Here is a 20,218-nt window from a genome sequence, read left to right as displayed (position 1 = left end):
GGATGCTGCGGCATCCGCGCGGACGAGGCGAGCGCCGGCGTTCGCGGGCGGTCGGGTGACCATGTAAGATCGGAGATCGTGCGCCGCGGCATCGCGGCTCGCCACCTTAGCTCAGACGGCAGAGCGATTCACTCGTAATGAATAGGTCAAGGGTTCGATTCCCTTAGGTGGCTCCACACTCTTGAAGGCCCCGGGCGACGCCCGGGGCCTTCGTCGTCGCAGAGGGCGGTTTCGCTACAGTGAAAGGGATGTCGCTGCTCGACGTGCTCGCGGAACTGTTCACCTGGGTGGGCTTCGGCATCGGCGCGCTTCTGGCCGGCGTCGCCGTGGTCGCGTACCTCTTCGACGGCACGTGGATGCGGGTCGATGCGATGCTCGAGCGCGAGGACGGCGAACTCGTCGCGCGGTGGTTTGCGTCCGACGGTGGGGTGGGTCGTGCCGTGCTGCACCCGCACGACGCCGAGCGTCTGGGCGACGCCGCGCATGCGGAGCTCTTCGCCCGCGAGGGGTCACATCACCGCGTGCGCCTGTCGGGGCGGTCGCCTCTCGTTTCCGCGCTCGGATGGTTCGCGGCGGGGTTCCTCGCACTCGGTGTCGTCGCTGTCGCGGCCTCCATGGTGCTGCTGTTCGCCGGAGTCTGAGGCGCGGTCGATCCCGTGGTGAGCGGATGCCGCGCTCAGTCGAGGGCGAGCATCACCGCGGCGCCGAGCGCGAGGGTGAGTCCGACGATCTGCACCGGCGCGATGCGTTCGCGCAGCACGATCGCCGCGAGCACGATCGTGCCGGCTGGGTAGAGCGCCGTCAGCGCGGCGACGATCGACAGATCGCCGGTGCGCAGCGCGAGCAGCATGGCGATGTTCGCCACCGCGTCGCCGACGCCGCCGACGGCGGCCGGCCACCACACGATGCGGCTGCCGGCGACCGCCGCCGGGGAACGCAGCGCCTCGACGACGGAACGGCGCCGCGCCGCCGCCCACGCGATCATGCCGGCGACGATGAGCACCGTGAGGGTGACGTTGACGGCGCGGGAGACGAGCAGTGCATCGAGCCCGCTCTCGGCGGATGTGTGATCGATCGCGATGATCTGCGCGCCGATCGCGAGGCCCGCCCCGACGGCGAGGGCGAGTCCCCGGATGCTCGGGCGCACGGCCCCCTGCTCGGGCACGAACCCGACGAGTGCGACGGCGACGAGCGCGACGCCGAGGCCGGCCCAGGCGAGCGGTCCGAGCGACTCACCGCCGACGGTGACGCCCCAGATCATCGGGGCGACGGCCGAGACGATCGCGGTCAGCGGCGACAGGATGCTCATCGGCCCGATCGCGAGGCAGGCGTACAGCAGGGCGAGGGAGACGACGCCGCAGACTCCCGAGATCGCGCCCCAGGCGGCATCAGCGGCGCTCAGCGTGCCGCCCGCGATCGGCGCCGCGATCAGCAGCACGACGACGCCGGTGCACGCGGCGATCGCGGTGACCACGATCGGCTTGAGATGTCGCGCGGTGAGCCCGCCGAGGAAGTCGGCCGCGCCCCACAGCAGTGCCCCGCTCAGGGAGAGGAGGGCGGCCAGCATCGCGATCAGCCTAGGGGAGGGGTGGCGCCCGCGATATTTCGCTAGATAAGCTAGGTATATGGATGCCGCGTCCCCCACGTCCCGCCGCAGTGACCGCCGTCAGACCGACCGGGCGACGACCCGCTGGCTGCGCATCGGCATCCCGCTGCTGCTGGTCGCCGTCTGGCTCGCGGGCGGAGCCATCGGCGGACCCTACTTCGGCAAGGTCGACGAGGTGTCCACGAACGACCAGGCGTCGTACCTGCCCCAGAGCGCGCCCTCGACGAAGGTGAACGCGCTGCTGCCCGACTTCCTCGGCTCCGACAGCATCCCGGCGGTCGTCGTGGCCCAGGCGCCGTCGGCCCTCACCGATACTCAGAAGGCTGATCTGACGTCCCTCGCCGACCGCTTCGGCGCGGTCTCGGGCGTCACCGGCACGGTGTCGCCCCCGATCATCTCCGACGACGGCCGCGCGGCGCAGATCATCGTGCCCGTCTCGTCATCGGCGTCGGTCGGCGATGTCGTGGGCGAGCTGCGGGCCGCGGCATCCGATCTGTCCGACGGGGTGCAGGTGTGGGTGACCGGTCCCGCCGGGTTCACCGCCGACCTCGTGAAGGGGTTCCTCGGCATCGACGGACTGCTGCTCGGCGTCGCCCTGCTCGCCGTGTTCGTGATCCTGGTGATCGTCTACCGCTCGCCGCTGCTTCCCGTGCTGGTGCTGCTCACCTCGATGTTCGCGCTGTGCGTGGCGCTGCTGACGGTGTGGTGGCTGGCGAAGGCGGGCATCTTCGTGCTCAACGGCCAGGTGCAGGGCATCCTGTTCATCCTGGTGATCGGCGCCGCCACCGACTATGCACTGCTCTACACCGCCCGCTTCCGCGAGGCGATCGGTGAGAGGATGCCGCGCTGGGCCGCCACGCGCGCCGCCTGGCGGGGAGCGTTCGAGCCGATCCTCGCCTCGGGCGGCACCGTCATCGCGGGCCTGCTGTGCCTGCTGCTCTCCGACCTCGCCACCAACCGCGCCCTCGGCCCGATCGCCGCGATCGGCATCGTGTTCGCGATGCTGTCTGCCCTGACATTCCTGCCGTCGTTGCTCGCCTTGTTCGGGCGCGCCGCCTTCTGGCCGTTCGTGCCGCGGCATCCGCTCGGTGCACTTCCCGACGACCTCACCGCCCCCGTGCGCGGCTTCTGGCCGCGCCAGGCGCGTTTCATCGCCCGCCGCGCCCGCCCGATCTGGATCATCGCGACCATCGTGCTGCTCGCCGCCGGCGTCGGGGTCACGCAGCTGCGCGCGCAAGGTGTTCCCTCGAGCGACCTCGTGCTCGGCGCCTCGGAGGCGCGCGACGGCCAGGCCGTGCTCGGCGACCACTTCCCGGCGGGCTCCGGCAGCCCCGTCACGATCGTCGCACCGCAGTCCGACCTCACTGCGGTCGTGAGCCGTCTCGCCGCCGAGCCGGGCATCTCGAGCGTCGCCGTGGTCTCGGCCGACTCTCCCTCGGGGCAGGCGACCGCCACCGTGCAGGGCGGCCAGCTCGTGCTCGTGTCGCAGGGACCGCCCGCCGCGACCGCACCCGCCCCGACCGTGCGCGACGGCGACGTGCTCGTCTATGCGACCCTCACCGACGCGGCCGACTCGACGGCGGCCGAGAACGTCGTGCGCACCATCCGCGCCGACCTCGACACGCAGCTCGGTGCCGGCACGTCGCTCGTCGGCGGCACCACCGCGCTCGACGTCGACGCGAACGACACGGCGATTCACGACCGCACCGAGATCATTCCCGTCATCCTCGGGGTGATCCTGCTGATCCTCATGCTGCTGCTGCGTTCGATCCTCGCGCCGGTGCTGCTCGTGCTCAGCGTCGTGGTCTCGTTCGCCGCGGCCCTCGGAGTGAGCGCACTCGTGTTCGACGGCGTGCTCGGATTCCCGGGCGCCGACCCATCGGTCCCGCTCTACGGGTTCGTGTTCCTCGTCGCACTCGGCGTCGACTACAACATCTTCCTGATGTCGCGCGTAAGAGAGGAGTCCGTTCGCCACGGCACGCGCCGCGGCATCCTACGCGGCTTCGTGGCCACCGGCGGGGTCATCACCTCGGCCGGGCTGGTGCTCGCGGCCACGTTCGCGGCGCTGGGAGTCATCCCGATCCTCTTCCTCGCGCAGATCGCGTTCATCGTCGCGTTCGGCGTGCTGCTCGACACGTTCGTGGTGCGGTCGCTGCTCGTGCCCGCGCTCGCCTACGACCTCGGCAAGGTGATCTGGTGGCCCTCGGCGCTATGGCGGCGCGGGGCGCCGTGACGCCTATGCTGGCGCTATGACGCGGGCCCTGTTCATCGTCGACGTGCAGAACGACTTCACCGAGCACGGAGCGCTGGGGGTGGTCGGGGGTGACGCCGTCGCCCGCCGCATCTCCGCGTTCCTCGCCGCCCACCGAGGCGAGTACGCGCTGGTCGTGGCGTCCCGTGACTGGCATGACGCCGAGGGTGACAACGGTGGGCACTTCGCCGCCGAACCCGACTTCGTCGACACCTGGCCGCCCCACTGCGTCGCCGGGACCCCCGGCGCCGACTATGACGACGGGTTCGATCCGACGGGCGTCGACGTGCACCTGAAGAAGGGGCAGGGCAAGCCCGCCTACTCGCTCTTCGAGGGCGTCGCCGACGACGGCCGCACCGCGACCGACCTGCTGACCGAGCGCGGCACCCTCGACATCGACATCGTCGGCATCGCGACCGACTACTGCGTGCGCGCCTCCGCCCTCGACGCCCTCGCCGCCGGGCGGCGCGTGCGGGTGTTCACGGATCTCATCGAGGGCGTGCACGCCGACTCCAGCGCCGCCGCGCTCGCAGAGATCGGCCATGCGGGCGGCGAGATCACGACGTCGGATGCCGCGACCGGGGGCCGCCCGTGAGCGCGCCGTGGCCGGCGGTCGCCGTCGCCCCGGGGTGGTACCCGGATCCCGTCGACGCTCGCTTCGTGCGGTGGTGGTCCGGTCGCGAGTGGACGGGCCACGTGCAGGGGGCGATCGCCAGCCCCGCTCCTCCGGCCGTGCGTCGAGACATCCGCACGGGGACGGTGTGGATCTGGCTCGTCACACTCTCGCCACTGCTGTCCACGGCGACGCTCTTTGTGTGGAACATCCCCGCCGATGTCGACGTGCTCCTTCACGACATCGCGCGGCAGGCGTACGACACAGGCCCGTTCGACACGACGATCCTCTCGATCGTCGCCACCCGTGGGCTGATCTGGTATCTGATCGTGCTCGCCGTGAGTGCGCTCGTCTACGCCGCGGGCGTGGCCATGTCGGCGCGCGACGCGGCCGTGCTGCGCCGACGAGGAGTCGTCGACCCGTTCCCGTGGGCGTGGGCGTTCCTGTCGGGTTCGATCTACGTGATCGGGCGCACAGTGATCGCGCGGCGTCGCACAGGGAGCGATCTCGGGATGCTGTGGGTGGAGATCGGCCTGATCGTGCTGGTGAACGTCCTCGTCGTCGTCTGGTTGATGGTCATCCTCATGTCCGTGGGCGCGACGGTGGCCAGCCTGTCCGGTGGCGTGATCTCGTCGGTCTGACTTCGGCTGCCCGATCTCGACCCGGTGCGCATCGGCGACGTAGGCTGATCGCAGATTCAGGAGATCACGACGAGGGTGGACGAGCGTGAGTGACAGCGTGAGTGACAGCGTGAGTGACAGCGAGAGCGCGGCGGTCGCCGGCTGGTATCCCGACCCCCTGCAGCCCGGCGCCGAGCGGTGGTGGGACGGCACGGCATGGAGCACGGCGACACGGCTGATCGCCGCCCCCGCGGTGGAGACGGGGTCCCCGGCGCCCATCACGAGCGGGGTCGATTCGATCTGGATCTGGCTGGTCGTGCTCGTCCCCGTGCTCAATCTGCTGCGCTTGCCGCTGATGGACATCGGCGGCTACGTGCAGGCAGTCTTCGAGGCCACGCGATACGGCCGCGGATCGGGACAGATCGCGGCGGTGCTCACGACCTGGGGGCCTCGATTCGTGCTCTCGTCGGCGCTCGGAGTGGTGACGTACGGGCTCACCGTGCTCTTCGGTGCGCTCGACTGGCTGCGCCTGCGTCGGCTCGGCGTCGATCGGCCGTTCCACTGGGCGTGGGGCTTCCTCTGGTCACTCGTCTACGTGATCGGGCGCGCCGTGGTGATCCGACGCCGTACCGGGAAGCTGTCGCCCACCCTCTGGATCTCCATCGCCGTCGTCATCGTTGTGATCGCGGTGTCGATCGCGTTCACGTTCGCCGCAGTCCTCGGCGCACTCCAGGGTATCACGCCCATTCCGCCCTCAGGAATCGTCAGCTGAATTCACAATTCGCTCAATTGCAGTGTCGAATCTTGAGCTGACTGCTGCATCGACGTAGTCTCCAGGTGTCGGCGACGAGGCCGACACGAGCCGTCGTCCGGCCTCACGAGGGCCGGCGCGAACCGGAGGTCGCAATGGTGCACACCCTCATCCCCGAGACCCTTCCCGCCGCCGACGTCGACGATGTCGCGCGGGTGCTCACCCCTGAGGGCGAGCGCATCCCCGATCGACTGCTCGACCCCTGGATCACGGATGTCAACACCGGCGCCCTGCGCGCGCTGCACCGCGACATGTCGGTGCTGCGCCGCCTCGATGCCGAGGGCGTCGCGCTGCAGCGTCAGGGGCAGCTCGGCCTCTGGGCGCCGTGCGCCGGCCAGGAGGCCACTCAGATCGGCATCGCCCGGGCGTTCCGCGACGACGACTTCCACTTCACGAGCTACCGCGAGCTCGGCGTGCTCTACGCGCGCGGTGTGAGCCCCGACGGCCTCGTGCGCCAGTGGCGCGGCGAGGCGCCCTCGGGGTACGACCCGTTCGACGTGCACGTCGCGCCGCTGCAGATCATCATCGGCGCGCAGAGCCTGCACGCCGTCGGCTACGCGATGGGCGTGCAGCGCGACGGCGGCGACCAGGTCGCCGCGGCCTGGTTCGGTGACGGCGCGACGAGCGAGGGCGACGTCAGCGAGGCGCTCGTGTGGGCGGCATCCTTCGACGCACCCGTCGTGTTCGTGTGCACCAACAACCAGTACGCGATCTCCGAGCCCGTCGGCGTGCAGACCCGGCACTCGATCGCCACCCGTGCCGCCGGCTTCGGGGTGCCGAGCCTGCGCGTCGACGGCAACGATGTGCTCGCGTGCCTCGCCGCCGGACGCTGGGCCGCCCACCACGCCCGCTCGGGGGAGGGCCCCGCCTTCATCGAGGCGGTCACGTACCGGATGGGACCGCACACCACGAGCGACGATCCCACCCGCTACCGCACCGCCGACGAGCGCGAGGCATGGGCGCGGCGCGATCCGATCGACCGTGTCGCCGAGCATCTCGAGGGTCTCGGCGCGATGGATGACGCGTTCGCGGCCGAGGTGGCCGTGGCATCCGATCAGGCGGCCGCCGACATGCGCGCGGCGTGCCTCGCGATGACGACGGCGCCCGCCCTGAGCGTGTTCGACCACGTCTACGCCGAGCCGCACGCGGCGCTCGCCGCCCAGCGCGGCCGGTTCGCCGCCTACCTCGACGGGTTCGAGGGCGCCGAGACCGAGGCCGCAAGATGACGACGCTCACGATGGGCAAGGCCCTCAACGCCGGACTCCGGCGCGCGCTCGCCGACGACGACCGCGTGCTCGTCATGGGCGAGGACGTCGGACGCCTCGGCGGGGTGTTCCGCATCACCGACGGACTTCAGGCGGAGTTCGGTGCGCAGCGCGTCATCGACACCCCGCTGGGCGAGGCGGGCATCGTCGGCACGGCGGTCGGGCTCGCGTTCCGTGGGTTCCGGCCGGTCGTCGAGATCCAGTTCGACGGCTTCGTGTACCCCGCGTTCGACCAGATCGTCTCGCAGGTCGCGAAGCTGCACTACCGCTCGCAGGGGCGGGTTCGGATGCCCCTGACCATCCGCATCCCGTGGGCGGGCGGCGTGGGCGCGGCGGAGCACCACTCCGAGTCGCCGGAAGCCTACTTCGTGCACACGTCGGGGCTGCGGGTCGTGGCGGTCTCGAACCCGCAGGACGCCTACACGATGTTGCGCCAGGCGATCGCCTGCGACGACCCGGTGGTCTTCTTCGAGCCCAAGCGGCTCTACCACGCGAAGGGCGAGGCCGACCTCGACGGCGACCTCGCCGATGCGCCCCCGATGGGTCTCGCCCGTATCGCCCGTGAGGGCACAGATGTCACCGTGCTCACCTACGGCGGGCAGGTGACCACGGCTCTCGACGCGGCCGTCGCCGCGGAGGACGAGGGCGTCTCGCTCGAGGTCATCGACCTCCGCTCGCTGTCGCCGGTCGACTATCGCACCGTGACCGCATCGGTGCGCAAGACCGGACGGGTCGTCGTCGTGCACGAGGCCGCCGCCGAGGCGGGTGTCGGCGCGGAGCTGGTCGCGAGCGTCACCGAACGCTGCTTCACCTTCCTCGAGGCGGCGCCCGTGCGGGTGACCGGGCACGACATCCCGTACCCGCCCGCGAAGCTCGAGAAGCACCACCTGCCCGACCTCGACCGCGTGCTCGATGCGGTCGACCGCGTGCTCGACCGGCCGAACAGCTTGACGGGGGTCGAGCTGTGAGCGTCGAGTTCGCCCTGCCCGACCTCGGCGAAGGTCTCGCTGACGCCGAGATCGTGCAGTGGCTGGTCGCCGAAGGCGACACCGTGACCCTCAACCAGACCCTCGCCGAGGTCGAGACCGCGAAGGCCATCGTCGAGCTGCCGTCGCCGCACGCGGGTGTCGTCTCCCGACTGCATGCGGCCGCAGGCGACACGGTCGACGTGGGGGCTCCGCTCGTCACGTTCGACGCAGCGGTCGAGGCGGCCAGCGATGCCGTGCCCGCCGAGCCGGCGCCGGTCGACTCCGCTCCCGCCGAGCCGGCAGTCGGCGGGGAGGCCGCGGCATCCGTCGATGCTGATGCTGACACTGATGCCGACGACGAGCACGAGGATGCCGCGCCCCGCCCGAACCTCGTCGGGTACGGCGCGCTCGCCCGTTCGGGCGCGCGCCCGCAGCGGCGTCCGCGTCGGGTGCGCGAGGTCGCCGAGGTCGACACGGCCGTGCTCGACGCGGCGCCGCACGACGCGCACGTGAGTTCTCAGGTCGACGACGGCCCGCTCGAGCGACTGCGGTCCACGCCGCCGGTGCGCCGGCATGCGAAGGAGCTCGGCGTCGAGCTGGCGCTCGTCGCGGCCGCCGGGGCGACCGGCGTCATCACCCGCGCCGACGTCGACGCGTTCGCCGCGCGCGTCGGGGCGTCGGCGCCCGCGGGGCCAGGCCCCGCCGTCGCACCGGCTCTGGCCGCGGCATCCGATCGTCACGTGCCCGTGCGCGGCGTGCGCAAGCGCACGGCCGAGGCGATGGTGCGCAGCGCCTTCACCGCCCCGCACGTCACCATGTTCCACACGGTGGATGTCACGGCGACCACCGCGTTCGTCGCCTCGCTGCGCGACGACCGTGCGCTGGCCGGGCACCGCATCGGGGTGATGGCGGTCGTCGCGAAGGCGGTCTGCCTCGCGCTCGGCGCGACGCCGTCGCTCAATGCGACATGGGACGAATCGGGGGAGGAGATCGTGGAGCACGCCGCTGTTCACCTCGGCATCGCCGCCGCCACCGACCGCGGACTCGTGGTGCCCGTCGTGCACGACGCCGGTCGGCTCGGACTCGTCGCCCTCGCCGACGCGATCGGCGACCTGACGCGCACCGCGCGCGACGGGCGCACGACTCCCGCCGGGTTCGCCGGCGGCACGTTCACGATCAGCAACGTCGGGGTGTTCGGTGTGGAGGCCGGCACCCCGATCCTCACGCCGGGGCAGTCCGGCATCCTCGCGGTGGGTGCGGTGCAGCGTCGGCCGTGGGAATGGCAGGGGGAGGTGGCGCTGCGCGACGTCGTGACGCTCAGCCTGTCGTTCGACCACCGCGTCGTCGACGGCGAGCAGGGCGCCCGGTTCCTCACCGACGTCGGCGGTGTGCTCACGGAGCCTGGCCGCGCGATGCTCCTCGGGTAGTCCGAGGCCCCGGGAGACCCCGCGGCCGGTGATCCGGTCGCGGGGGTCTCGCGCGCGTGCGGCGCGCAGCCGTGCACGGTGGGCGCTGTGCGGGGCCGCACGGTTGCGCGGCCACCTCGCCGCGCGGCGGGCTCAGGCGTCGAGGGCGCGCAGCGCGAGGTCGTGCAGGATCGCCCCGACGGTCTGGTCGCCGGGGGCGCCGCGGAGGCCGCGCACGCTGTGGGGGGTCGAGTTGATGAGGCCGAACACGGCGTGCGCCCGCACGCGCAGGTGGGTCGCGGGCACGTCGGGGTGCCGGTGCTGCAGCACGCGGGTCCACAGTTCGACGTACTCGCGCTGCAGGCGTCGCACGCGATGGCGGTCGGGGTCGTGCAGGTTCTCGAGGTCGCGATCCTGCACGCGGATGACGTCGGCGTCGGCGAGGGCGAACGCCACATGGAAGCGCACGAGCGCGTCGAGCTGGTCGCCGGGATCGTCGTGGGCGGCGATGACGGCCCGGCCGCCCTCGAGCAGCCGTTCGCTCGCGCCGACCAGGATCTCGCCGAGCAGTGCCTGCTTGCCGGCGAAGTGCCGGTAGAGCGCGGGGCCGCTCACGCCCACGGCGGCTCCGAGCTCTTCGATGGACACCGCGGCGAACCCCTTGCGGGCGAACAGGGCGGATGCCGCGCGCACCAGGGCGTCCTGCCGTTCGGTCTTCGCGCGCTCCCGCGCGGTGGGCGTCTCGACGTCGTTGTCGGCCACGCCGCCCCCTTGTCATCTCGGTTAGCGGACGCTAACGTGAATTCCAGTTAGTGAACACTAACACTGCGGCGCATCCGATGGGGGATGCGAACGACATCGATGGAGATGGGATGACCGCGACCGACACCGTGACCGGCATCGCCGGCGCCGCCGACGTGCGCACCCAGGCGGACCTCGCCCGGGAGCTGCGTGCGCGTCTCGCTGTCGCGGCCGAGGGCGGGCCCGAGGCATCCCGTCGTCGTCACACCGAGCGCGGCAAGCTGCTCGTGCGTGACCGCATCGCCCGACTGCTCGACGAGGGCAGCCCCTTCCTCGAACTCGCCCCGCTGGCCGCCGACGGGCTCTACGACCCAGACGCCCCGGGCGCCGGTGTCGTCGCAGGCATCGGCCTCGTGCACGGGCGCCACGTCATGGTGATCGCCAACGACGCGACGGTGAAGGGTGGCACCTACTATCCGCTGACGGTGAAGAAGCACCTGCGGGCGCAGGAGGTCGCGCTCGAGAATCGCCTGCCGTGCATCTGCCTCGTCGACTCGGGTGGCGCATTCCTGCCGATGCAGGACGAGGTCTTCCCCGACCGCGACCATTTCGGTCGCATCTTCTTCCACCAGGCGCGCATGTCGGCCGCCGGCATCCCCCAGATCGCCGCGGTGCTCGGCTCGTGCACGGCGGGCGGCGCGTACGTGCCGGCGATGAGCGACGAGACGGTGATCGTGCGGGGACAGGGCACGATCTTCCTCGGCGGCCCGCCGCTCGTGAAGGCCGCGATCGGCGAGGTCGTCACGGCCGAGGAACTCGGCGGCGGCGAGCTGCACGCCCGCACGTCGGGGGTCGTCGACCATCTCGCCGACGACGACGCCCACGCGCTCGAGATCGTGCGCGACATCGTCGCGACCCTCCCCGCGCCTGCGGCCCCTGCCTGGGACATGCGGGCCAGCGTGCCGCCCGCGGCCGACCCCGCCGAGCTCTACGACCTCGTTCCCGTCGACGTCACGCAGGCGTACGACGTGCACGCCGTGATCGAGCGCCTCGTCGACGGCGACCCCGACACGTGCTCGTTCCACGAGTTCAAGGCCGACTACGGCACGACGCTCGTGACCGGCTTCGCGCGTCTGCACGGCCACCCCGTCGGCATCGTCGCCAACAACGGCGTGCTCTTCGGGGCATCCGCTCTGAAGGGCGCCCACTTCATCGAGCTGTGCGACCAGCGCGGCATCCCGCTCGTGTTCCTGCAGAACATCTCGGGATTCATGGTCGGTCGTGACGCCGAGGCCGGCGGCATCGCGAAGGACGGCGCCAAGATGGTCACCGCTGTCGCCACCACCCGCGTGCCGAAGTTCACGGTGCTCATCGGAGGCTCGTTCGGGGCCGGGAACTACTCGATGTGCGGGCGCGCCTACAGCCCCCGCTTCCTGTGGTCGTGGCCGGCCAGCCGCATCTCGGTCATGGGCGGTGCGCAGGCGGCGACGGTGCTCGCGACAGTCAAGCGCGACCAGCTCGAGGGCCGCGGCGACGACTGGTCGACCGGAGAGCAGGAGGAGTTCGAGGCGCCCATCCGCGCCCAGTACGAGCAGCGCGGCAACCCGTACTACGCCACCGCCCGGCTCTGGGACGACGGCATCGTCGACCCGCTCGACACGCGCGACCTGCTGGGGCTCGCCCTGGACGTCGCCTCCCGCACGCCGCTTCCCGCCCCGGCCTTCGGGCTCTTCCGGATGTGAGCGACGTGCCCCTCTTCGACACCGTGCTGGTCGCGAACCGCGGCGAGATCGCCCGCCGGGTGATCCGCACGCTGCGGCGCCTCGGCATCCGGTCGGTCGCCGTCTACAGCGACGCGGACGCCGACGCGCCACACCTGCGCGAGGCCGACGAGGCGGTGCGCATCGGCGAGGCCGCCGCCGCGCGCAGCTACCTGAGCATCGACGCGCTGATCGCGGCCGCGCAGGTCACGGGCGCGCAGGCCGTGCACCCCGGCTACGGGTTCCTGTCCGAGAGTGCCGCGTTCGGTGCGGCGTGCGCGGCCGCCGGCATCGTCTTCATCGGGCCGGGCGAGCGCGCGCTCGAGGTCATGGCCGACAAGATCCGTGCGCGCGATCACGTCGCCGCGCACGGCGTGCCGATCGTTCCCGGCTTCAGTGCGGCGGCGCTCGGCGACGACGAGATCGCCGCGCGCGCGGCCGACGTCGGGTTCCCGCTGCTCGTGAAGCCCTCCGCGGGCGGCGGCGGCAAGGGCATGGAGGTCGTGACGGATGCCGCGGCCCTCCCCGCCGCGCTCGAGACCGCCCGGCGCGTGGCCCGGGCCGCCTTCGGTGACGACACGCTCCTGCTCGAGCGGCTGGTGACCCGACCGCGCCACATCGAGGTGCAGGTGCTCGCCGACGCCCACGGGGCGGTCATCCATCTGGGGGAGCGGGAGTGCACGCTGCAGCGGCGCCACCAGAAGGTCGTCGAGGAGGCCCCGTCGCCCGCCGTGGACGCGGCGCTGCGCGCGCGTCTCGGCGCCGCCGCCGTCGCGGCCGCGGCATCGGTCGACTACCGGGGTGCCGGGACCGTGGAGTTCCTCGTGTCGGCCGACCGCCCGGAGGACTTCTTCTTCATCGAGATGAACACGCGGCTGCAGGTCGAGCACCCGGTCACCGAGGCCGTCACCGGCATCGACCTCGTCGAGCAGCAGCTGCGCATCGCGGCGGGCGAGCAGCTTCACATCGCACAGAGCGACGTCGTGCTCGACGGACATGCCGTCGAGGCGCGCGTGTACGCCGAGAGTCCCGAGCGGGGCTTCCTGCCGGCGACCGGCGAGGTGGTGCGCTGGCTGCCCGCCCCGGGCGTGCGCACCGACGCGGCGGTCGAGACCGGATCGCACGTGACTACCGACTACGACCCCATGATCGCGAAGGTCATCGCGCACGCGCCCACCCGGGCCGCCGCGCTCGCCGCGCTCGACCGCGGTCTGCGCGACACCGTGTTGCTGGGCGTCGAGTCGAACATCGGATTCCTGCGCGACCTGATCGCGCTGCCGGCGGTCGTCGCCGGCGACCTCGACACCGGCATCATCGAGCGGATGCCGCCTCCCGCCCCGCGTGCGCCGACCGAGGCCGCCCTGCGGGTCGCGGCCGCCGCAGCCCCCGCGCCCGGCGCGACGGAGCCCGCTTTCGCCTCGCCGCTCTGGCGGGCGGGAAGCGGGTGGCGCGCCTCGGCGCCCGCTGTCGTCGCCGAGCGGGCGTTCGCGACGGCGGACGGCGACGTCGTCGCGGTGCGCCCCGCTCCCGTGACCGGCGAGAGCGCGCGGGATGCGGACGGCACCGTGTGGGTGCACACCGCCGACGGCACCTGGGCGCTCACCCCGCTCAGCCGTCGCGCCGCCGACGAGCGGCGGCGGGCGCGGCGTGAGCGGGGGGATGCGGCATCCGACCCCCGGCTCGCCGCGCCCATGCCGGGCACGGTCGTCGCCGTGCACCACGCCGACGGCGATGCGGTCACCGCCGGCACCCGCATCGTCACGATCGAGGCCATGAAGATGGAGCACCCCCTCACCGCGCCCCACGACGGCACGGTGCACGTCGACGTCGCCGTCGGCGACCAGGTGAGACTGGGGCAGGTGCTCGCCCGCGTCGACCCCCACCCGGAAGGAACACCATGACGCTCACGCACGACTACGACCTCACCGACGACGAGCGCGAGCTCGCCGCGATGGTGCGCGCGTTCGCCGACGAGGTGGTGGCGCCCCGCGCGTACGAGGCCGACCGCACCCACACCCTGCCGCTCGACATCGTCGCGCAGATGGGGGAGATCGGTCTGTTCGGACTGCCTTTCCCCGAGGAGGTCGGTGGCCAAGGCGGCGACTACATGGCCCTGTGTCTCGCGATCGAGGCGCTCGGACGCGTCGACCAGTCGATCGCGATCACCCTCGAGGCCGGCATCGGGCTGGGCGCCATGCCCGTCTTCCGCCACGGCAGCGACGCCCAGCGTGAGAGGTGGCTCCCCGACCTCGTCGCGGGGCGAGCGCTCGCCGGTTTCGGTCTCACGGAGCCCGAGGCGGGATCGGATGCAGGCGCCACCCGCACGACCGCGAGGCTCGACGGCGACGAATGGGTGATCAACGGGGCGAAGCAGTTCATCACCAACTCGGGCACCGCCATCACCCGCTTCGTGACGGTGACCGCCGTCACCGGCGCCCGCGTCGGACGCCCCGAGATCTCGACCATCATCGTGCCCAACGGCACCCCCGGGTTCACCGTCGAGCCCGCCTACGACAAGGTCGGCTGGCACGCCTCCGACACGCACCCGCTCACCTTCGTCGACGCCCGGGTGCCGGCGGAGAACCTCCTCGGCGAACGGGGCCGCGGCTACGCGAACTTCCTCGCGGCGCTCGACGAGGGGCGCATCGCCATCGCCGCGCTCGCGACCGGTGCCGCAGAAGGATGCCTCGAGGCATCCGTCGACTACGCCAAGTCGCGCACCGTGTTCGGGTCGGCGCTCGCCGGCAGGCAGGGCATCCAGTTCCTCATCGCCCGCATGCAGGCGCGCGTGCATACCGCCCGCCTCGCCTGGCACTACGCCGCCCGGCTGCGCGACGGCGGCCGGCCGTTCAAGACCGAGGCGGCGCTCGCCAAGCTCGTCGCCAGCGAGGCCGCGATGGACAACGCGCGCGATGCGACCCAGGTGTTCGGCGGGAACGGGTTCATGAACGAGTACCCGGTCGCCCGGCACTACCGCGACGCGAAGATCCTCGAGATCGGCGAGGGTACCACCGAGGTGCAGCTGCTTCTGATCTCCCGGTCGCTCGGCCTCGAGGAGCCCGCCCGTGTCTGAGCCTGTCGACCCGCGCGCACCCATCGAGCAGCGCGGACTCTACTTCGAGGAGTTCGAGGTCGGCGCGCGCTACCGTCACCGGCCAGGGCGCACGGCGACCGAGGCCGACAACGTGCTGTTCACGACCCTCACCATGAACCCGCAGGCCCTGCACCTCGACGCCGCGTACGCCGCCACCCAGCCGTTCGGACGGCCCCTCATCAACTCGCTGTGGACCCTCGCGACCATGGTCGGCCTCTCGGTCGCGCAGCTCACGCAGGGCACGCTCGTCGCCCAGGTCGGCCTCGACGACATCTCCTTCCCCGCGCCGCTGTTCGCCGGTGACACCCTCATCGTCGAATCCGAGGTGCTCGCCGCGCGCATCTCCGGATCGCGCCCGGGCCAGGGGGTTGTGACCCTGCGCCACACGGGCCGCAATCAGGACGGAGTCGTGGTGGCCGCGGCATCCCGGATCGTGCTCGTCTGGTGTCGAGACCGGGGCGAGTCATGAGCGTCGAGCTGCCGGGGCCCGCGCTGCTGTTCTGCCCCGCCGACCGACCCGACCGGTTCGCCAAGGCCGCAGAGCGCGCCGATGGCGTCATCCTCGACCTCGAGGACGCCGTTGCCGCCGCCGACAGACCCGCGGCCCGGGCGGCCCTCGCTGCTGCAGATCTCGACCCCGACCGCACCATCGTGCGCGTCAATCCGGTCGGAACCGCCGACCACGTCGCCGACCTCGCGGCGCTCGCGACGACGCCGTTTCGCACCCTGATGGTCGCGAAGGCGGCGTCTGCGGCAGCGCTCGCGACGATCGACATCCGCTACCGCCTCATCCCGCTCTGCGAGACGGCGCGCGGCGTCATCGAGGCCGAATCCCTCGCCACCCTCCCCACGGTGATCGGTCTGATGTGGGGCGCCGAGGACCTCGTCGCCTCGCTCGGCGGCACCTCCAGCCGCGCCCGGGACGGTCGCTACCGCGACGTCGCTCGCCATTCCCGATCGCGCGTGCTGCTCGCCGCGGGGGCGTACGGGCTCGCCGCGGTCGACGCCGTGCACATCGACATCGACGACGAGCGGGGGCTGGCCGAGGAGGCACGGGATGCCGCAGCATCCGGGTTCCACGCGACCGCATGCATCCACCCCGCCCAGGTCGCCGTCGTCCGCGCGGCCTACGCGCCGACCGTGGCGGAGGTCGCGCGTGCCCGGGCGGTGCTCGCCGCCGCCGAGGATTGGGCGGGGGTGTTCGCGTTCGACGGCGCGATGGTCGACGAGCCGCTGTTGCGGCACGCCCGCGCGGTGGTCGCCCGCGCCGGCGGGTGAGGGGCCGGCCGGCGGGGCAACCATCGAGAGGTCGGCCACGCGCGAACCGTCGCGTCTCGCGTCGGAGCGCGTCGTCACCGGCCGCGCCGTCAGCGCAGGCGCAGGTCGAGTCGCCGCAGCAGCTGGGCGTTGGCGGCGACCACGATCGTCGACAGCGACATGAGCACGGCACCCACCGCCATCGGCAGCACGAAGCCGATCGGGGCGAGCACGCCAGCCGCGAGCGGTACGGAGACCAGGTTGTAACCCGCCGCCCACCACAGGTTCTGCACCATCTTGCGGTAGCTGGCCCGTGACAGGTCGATGACCGAGACGACGGCGCGCGGGTCGGACCCCGCCAGCACGACCCCGGCCGAGGCGATCGCGACGTCGGTGCCGGCGCCGATCGCGATGCCGACGTCGGCTCCCGCGAGCGCGGGTGCGTCGTTCACGCCGTCGCCGACCATCGCGACGCGGTGTCCGTCGGCGCGAAGCCGCGCGACCTCGGCGGCCTTGTCCTCGGGGCGCACTCCGGCGATCCAGCGCGTGATGCCGACCTCGGCAGCCACGCGCGCCGCCACCGGTTCGGCGTCTCCGGTCAGCATCACGACGTCGACGCCGCGTTCCCGCAGCGCGGCGACCGCCTGCCGCGAGGTCGGGCGCACCGCGTCGTCGAGCGCGATCGCGCCGATCGTGCTGCCGTCGACGACGACGTGCAGCACCGTCGACCCGGTGGTGCTCCACGCCTGCGCCACCGCAACGGGCGCGAGTCCGGCGGCGGCGAGCAGGGCCGGGCCGCCGACCGAGATGCGGTGTCCCTCGACGCGGGCGACGACCCCGACGCCGGGGGTCGTGACGATGTCGTGGGCCTCCGGCAGTCGGATGCCGCGACCCTCCGCCGCAGCCACGATCGCCCGGGCGAGGGGATGCTCCGACTCGCTCTCGGCAGCGGCGGCGAGGCGCAGCATCCGGTTCTCGTCCGTGGAGTCGAGCGCGGTCACCTCGGGAGTGCCCGCCGTGAGGGTCCCGGTCTTGTCGAACACGACGACGTCGACCGTGCGCATGCTCTCGAGCGCGAGGCGATCGGTCACGAGGATGCCGGCGCGGGCTGCGAGGCCGGTCGCGATGGAGACGACGAGCGGGATCGCGAGACCCAGTGCGTGCGGGCACGCGATGACGAGAACGGTGATGGCGCGCACGACGGCGTCATCAGGCAGGCCGACCGCCGTCCAGACGACCGCCGTCACCACGGCGGCCGTCAGCGCGAACCAGAACAGCCACGCCGCGGCACGATCGGCGATGCGCTGTGCGCGGGTCGTGGTGCGCTGCGCCTCGGCGACGAGCCGCGCGATGCCGGCGAGAGCCGTGTCGTCGCCGACCGCGGTCACCTCGACACGCAGGCCCGAGTCGGTCGCGACCGTGCCGGCGACGACGGCATCGCCGGTCGAGCGCGTGACCGGGCGCGATTCGCCGGTGATCATCGACTCGTCGATCGCCGCCGTTCCCGACACCACGCGCCCATCGGCGGGAACGCGTCCGCCCGGGCGCACGACGACCACATCGCCGACCCGCAGCGTCGCCGGGTCGACCGACTCGGTGCCCTGGGCGGTGACACGCTCGGCCCGATCGGGGAGCAGAGCGGCGAGCGCGTCGAGCGCGGACGACGTCTGCGCGACGGCCCGCATCTCGATCCAGTGCCCGAGCAGCATCACGACGACGAGAAGCGCGAGCTCCCACCAGAAGTCGAGCTGGTGGTCGAGCAGCCCGAGGGAGGCCCCCCACGATGCGACGAACCCGACCGTGATCGCGAGGGCGATGAGCAGCATCATCCCGGGCCGCCGCGCCCGCAGCTCGGCGACGCCGCCGACCAGGAACGGACGCCCGCCCCAGACGTACATCACCGTGCCGAGCACCGGCGACACCCACGACAGAACGGATGCCGCGGGCACCTCGTAGCCGACGAGCATCGCGAACATCGGCGAGAAGACGACGACGGGCGCGGCGATCACGAGCATGATCCAGAACAGGCGACGGAACTGGCCGACGTGCGCGGAGTGATCGTGCGCGGAGTGGTCGTGGCCGGAGTGGTCGTTCCCCGCGTGGTCGTGTCCCGTGTGGTCGTGCGCGGAGTGGTCGTGGTCGGCGTGGTCGGCGTGGTCGGCGTGGTCAGTGTGGTCGCTGGCGACGGTGGCGTCGCCGTGGTCGCCGTGGTCGTGCGCGGAGTGACTCGCGTGGTCGTCGTGCCCGTCGTGCCCGCCGTCGTCTTCGTACCCCGCATGGTCATGCCGTTCGTGGGCCTCAGCGGGTGCCGGCGCTGCGTGGCGCGGCGCGTCGGGGGAGTGCGGGTGCACCTGAGGGTGCGGATGCACGTGGTCGTCCGTCTGATCGGGGCTGTTCGTGGTCACAGATCCTGTATACCCCTGAGGGGTATGTCGGCGCAACCGGCCGACCACAGCGCGGTCGCGTTCCGCGCCGCGTGTGGCCGTCGCGCGACGGGTCTGCCAGGATCGCCCCGTGAGCATCGACGCTTCGGCCCCCCTGTCCGGCACCGCGCTGACCCTTCGTGGCGGCGGATACCTCGCCGAGTTGAGCACGGTCGGCGCGACGGTGCGCGTCCTCCGCTTCGGTGACCGCGACCTGATCGTCCCGTTCGCCCGCGACGAGGTGCGCCCCGCGTTCCGGGGCGCGACGCTCGCGCCGTGGCCGAACCGCATCGTCGACGGCGAGTATCGCTTCGCAGGGGAGACGCATCGCGTCGCCCTCACCGAGCCGGAGCGAGGCCACGCCCTGCACGGACTCGTCGGCTGGCACGACTTCGCCGTCGTGGCCCACACGCCCGAGCGCGCCCTCCTGACGACGACGATCGCGGCGCAGTCCGGATACCCCTGGCGGGTTCGCGTCGACGTCGACTACCGACTCGACGGCTCCGGGCTCACCCAGACGGTCACCGCCGTCAATCTGTCCGACACTCCGGCGCCGTTCGGCACGGGACCCCACCCTTACCTCCTTCCGGCGACGGGCTCCGTCGACGAGGCGCTCCTGCACCTCCCCGCCTCCCGCGTGCTCGAGGTCACCCGGCGGCGCCTGAAGCCGCTCGACCTCGCCGAGGTCGCCGTCGACGCCGCTCGCTTCGACTTCCGCTCGCCGCGGGTGATCGGAGAGGTCTGCATCGACCACGCGTTCACCGATCTCGCGCGTGACCGCGCGGGTGTGGCATCCGTGACAGTGACGGATGCCACGGCCCGAGGCGCGCGCATCACCTTCGACGCCGGGTCGCCGTGGGTGCAGATCTGCACCGCCGACCAGCCCGGCGGCCCGGGAAGCCCCGGACACCGCATCGGCGTCGCCGTCGAGCCGATGACGTGCGCGCCGGACGCCTTCAACGCGGAGCGGTACCCGTTCGACACCGGGGTGCGGTCGATCGCGCCGGGGGAGGCAGCATCCGTCACGTGGACGCTGTCGGCAGTGGGAGACTGACTCCACCGCGGCGCCGCCGCGTGCGAACGGGGAGCGCATGACAGACCGCACCGACACGAGCAGGCTCGATCCGGAAGACGCCCAGGAGGGACCCATCGGCACCACGGGGGACCGCGCGCTCGCGGTCGCGGACTTCTCCACCGAGGACGCCGGGTATCACAAGACCCTGCGACCGAGGCAGATCCAGATGATCGCCATCGGCGGTGCGATCGGCACCGGCCTCTTCATGGGGGCCGGCGGACGTCTCGCCTCGAGCGGACCCTCCCTCGTGCTGGTCTACGCGATCTGCGGCTTCTTCGCGTTCCTGATCCTCCGGGCCCTCGGCGAGCTCGTGCTGCACCGCCCGTCG

Annotated in this window: 17 protein-coding genes, 1 tRNA gene and 1 pseudogene; 16 read left to right on the top strand and 3 right to left on the bottom strand. The window is 72.4% G+C overall.

What is annotated here, in order from left to right:
* The first annotated feature begins 100 nt into the window (after nucleotides 1–100).
* Together ASG00_RS14090 and ASG00_RS14085 are read left to right on the top strand one after the other, a co-directional pair.
* Nucleotides 101–176: transfer RNA gene (locus ASG00_RS14090), tRNA-Thr, on the top strand.
* 72 nt (nucleotides 177–248) lie between these two features.
* Entirely contained in the window at nucleotides 249–641 is a 393-nt protein-coding gene (locus tag ASG00_RS14085) for a hypothetical protein (RefSeq protein WP_056210338.1), read from the top strand.
* Nucleotides 642–676: 35 nt separating this feature from the next.
* Here the strand turns inward: ASG00_RS14085 and ASG00_RS14080 are convergent, their stop codons facing one another.
* Nucleotides 677–1,567, bottom strand: coding sequence for a DMT family transporter (locus ASG00_RS14080; RefSeq protein WP_045246058.1), 891 nt, complete (start codon nucleotides 1,565–1,567; stop codon nucleotides 677–679).
* Nucleotides 1,568–1,625: 58 nt separating this feature from the next.
* Between ASG00_RS14080 and ASG00_RS14075 the strand changes: the two genes are divergently transcribed.
* From ASG00_RS14075 to ASG00_RS14045, 7 genes are all read left to right on the top strand, one after another.
* A complete protein-coding gene (locus ASG00_RS14075; RefSeq protein ID WP_056210336.1) occupies nucleotides 1,626–3,839 on the top strand; it encodes an MMPL family transporter in 2,214 nt (737 codons plus the stop codon).
* 16 nt (nucleotides 3,840–3,855) lie between these two features.
* The gene (locus tag ASG00_RS14070; protein ID WP_056210333.1) at nucleotides 3,856–4,452 is read left to right on the top strand and encodes an isochorismatase family protein; all 597 of its coding nucleotides are present in this window, start codon (nucleotides 3,856–3,858) and stop codon (nucleotides 4,450–4,452) included.
* Nucleotides 4,449–5,111 (top strand): DUF2510 domain-containing protein, encoded by a 663-nt coding sequence (locus ASG00_RS14065; RefSeq protein ID WP_056210331.1) that lies wholly within the window; start codon nucleotides 4,449–4,451, stop codon nucleotides 5,109–5,111. Before ASG00_RS14070 ends, ASG00_RS14065 begins: the two co-directional genes overlap by 4 nt.
* Nucleotides 5,112–5,196: 85 nt before the next feature.
* Nucleotides 5,197–5,862 carry a DUF2510 domain-containing protein gene (locus tag ASG00_RS14060; protein ID WP_082483264.1) on the top strand — a complete coding sequence of 222 codons (666 nt, stop codon included), beginning with the start codon at nucleotides 5,197–5,199 and terminating at the stop codon, nucleotides 5,860–5,862.
* Nucleotides 5,863–5,996: 134 nt separating this feature from the next.
* Nucleotides 5,997–7,127, top strand: a complete 1,131-nt coding sequence (locus ASG00_RS14055; protein ID WP_056210328.1) for a thiamine pyrophosphate-dependent enzyme — start codon at nucleotides 5,997–5,999, stop codon at nucleotides 7,125–7,127.
* A complete protein-coding gene (locus ASG00_RS14050; RefSeq protein WP_056210326.1) occupies nucleotides 7,124–8,134 on the top strand; it encodes an alpha-ketoacid dehydrogenase subunit beta in 1,011 nt (336 codons plus the stop codon). Before ASG00_RS14055 ends, ASG00_RS14050 begins: the two co-directional genes overlap by 4 nt.
* On the top strand, nucleotides 8,131–9,561 hold the full coding sequence (locus tag ASG00_RS14045) for a dihydrolipoamide acetyltransferase family protein (protein WP_056210325.1): 1,431 nt from the start codon (nucleotides 8,131–8,133) through the stop codon (nucleotides 9,559–9,561). The genes ASG00_RS14050 and ASG00_RS14045 overlap by 4 nt, the downstream gene beginning before the upstream one ends.
* Before the next feature lie 132 nt (nucleotides 9,562–9,693).
* Here ASG00_RS14045 and ASG00_RS14040 read toward each other — a convergent pair whose 3' ends face one another.
* Complete coding sequence (locus ASG00_RS14040) at nucleotides 9,694–10,302, bottom strand: TetR/AcrR family transcriptional regulator (RefSeq protein ID WP_056210322.1); 609 nt, start codon at nucleotides 10,300–10,302, stop codon at nucleotides 9,694–9,696.
* Between the two features lie 110 nt (nucleotides 10,303–10,412).
* On the opposite strand from ASG00_RS14040, the gene ASG00_RS14035 reads away from it, so the two are divergent.
* From ASG00_RS14035 to ASG00_RS14015, 5 genes are read left to right on the top strand one after another with little or no spacing between them, the layout of a single operon-like run.
* Nucleotides 10,413–12,023, top strand: a complete 1,611-nt coding sequence (locus ASG00_RS14035) for a carboxyl transferase domain-containing protein (RefSeq protein WP_082483263.1) — start codon at nucleotides 10,413–10,415, stop codon at nucleotides 12,021–12,023.
* A 5-nt stretch (nucleotides 12,024–12,028) separates the two neighbouring features.
* On the top strand, nucleotides 12,029–13,942 hold the full coding sequence (locus ASG00_RS14030) for an acetyl/propionyl/methylcrotonyl-CoA carboxylase subunit alpha (protein WP_056210395.1): 1,914 nt from the start codon (nucleotides 12,029–12,031) through the stop codon (nucleotides 13,940–13,942).
* Nucleotides 13,939–15,114, top strand: a complete 1,176-nt coding sequence (locus ASG00_RS14025) for an acyl-CoA dehydrogenase family protein (RefSeq protein ID WP_056210320.1) — start codon at nucleotides 13,939–13,941, stop codon at nucleotides 15,112–15,114. Before ASG00_RS14030 ends, ASG00_RS14025 begins: the two co-directional genes overlap by 4 nt.
* Nucleotides 15,107–15,604 carry a MaoC family dehydratase gene (locus tag ASG00_RS14020; protein WP_045245890.1) on the top strand — a complete coding sequence of 166 codons (498 nt, stop codon included), beginning with the start codon at nucleotides 15,107–15,109 and terminating at the stop codon, nucleotides 15,602–15,604. The genes ASG00_RS14025 and ASG00_RS14020 overlap by 8 nt, the downstream gene beginning before the upstream one ends.
* On the top strand, nucleotides 15,601–16,413 hold the full coding sequence (locus ASG00_RS14015; protein ID WP_056210319.1) for an HpcH/HpaI aldolase/citrate lyase family protein: 813 nt from the start codon (nucleotides 15,601–15,603) through the stop codon (nucleotides 16,411–16,413). The genes ASG00_RS14020 and ASG00_RS14015 overlap by 4 nt, the downstream gene beginning before the upstream one ends.
* Nucleotides 16,414–16,502: 89 nt before the next feature.
* On the opposite strand, the gene ASG00_RS14010 is transcribed toward ASG00_RS14015, so the two are convergent.
* A complete protein-coding gene (locus ASG00_RS14010) occupies nucleotides 16,503–18,797 on the bottom strand; it encodes a heavy metal translocating P-type ATPase (RefSeq protein WP_235557425.1) in 2,295 nt (764 codons plus the stop codon).
* A 109-nt stretch (nucleotides 18,798–18,906) separates the two neighbouring features.
* Between ASG00_RS14010 and ASG00_RS14005 the strand changes: the two genes are divergently transcribed.
* A complete protein-coding gene (locus tag ASG00_RS14005) occupies nucleotides 18,907–19,869 on the top strand; it encodes an aldose 1-epimerase family protein (RefSeq protein ID WP_082483276.1) in 963 nt (320 codons plus the stop codon).
* A gap of 37 nt (nucleotides 19,870–19,906) precedes the next feature.
* Nucleotides 19,907–20,218: pseudogene (locus tag ASG00_RS18655) on the top strand (amino acid permease); the annotation flags it as partial.

Source organism: Microbacterium sp. Leaf351 (genome assembly GCF_001423825.1).
Classification (GTDB): domain Bacteria; phylum Actinomycetota; class Actinomycetes; order Actinomycetales; family Microbacteriaceae; genus Microbacterium; species Microbacterium ginsengisoli.
Note: the sequence above shows the minus strand (reverse complement) of the source record. Positions and strands in the feature narration are given on the sequence as shown.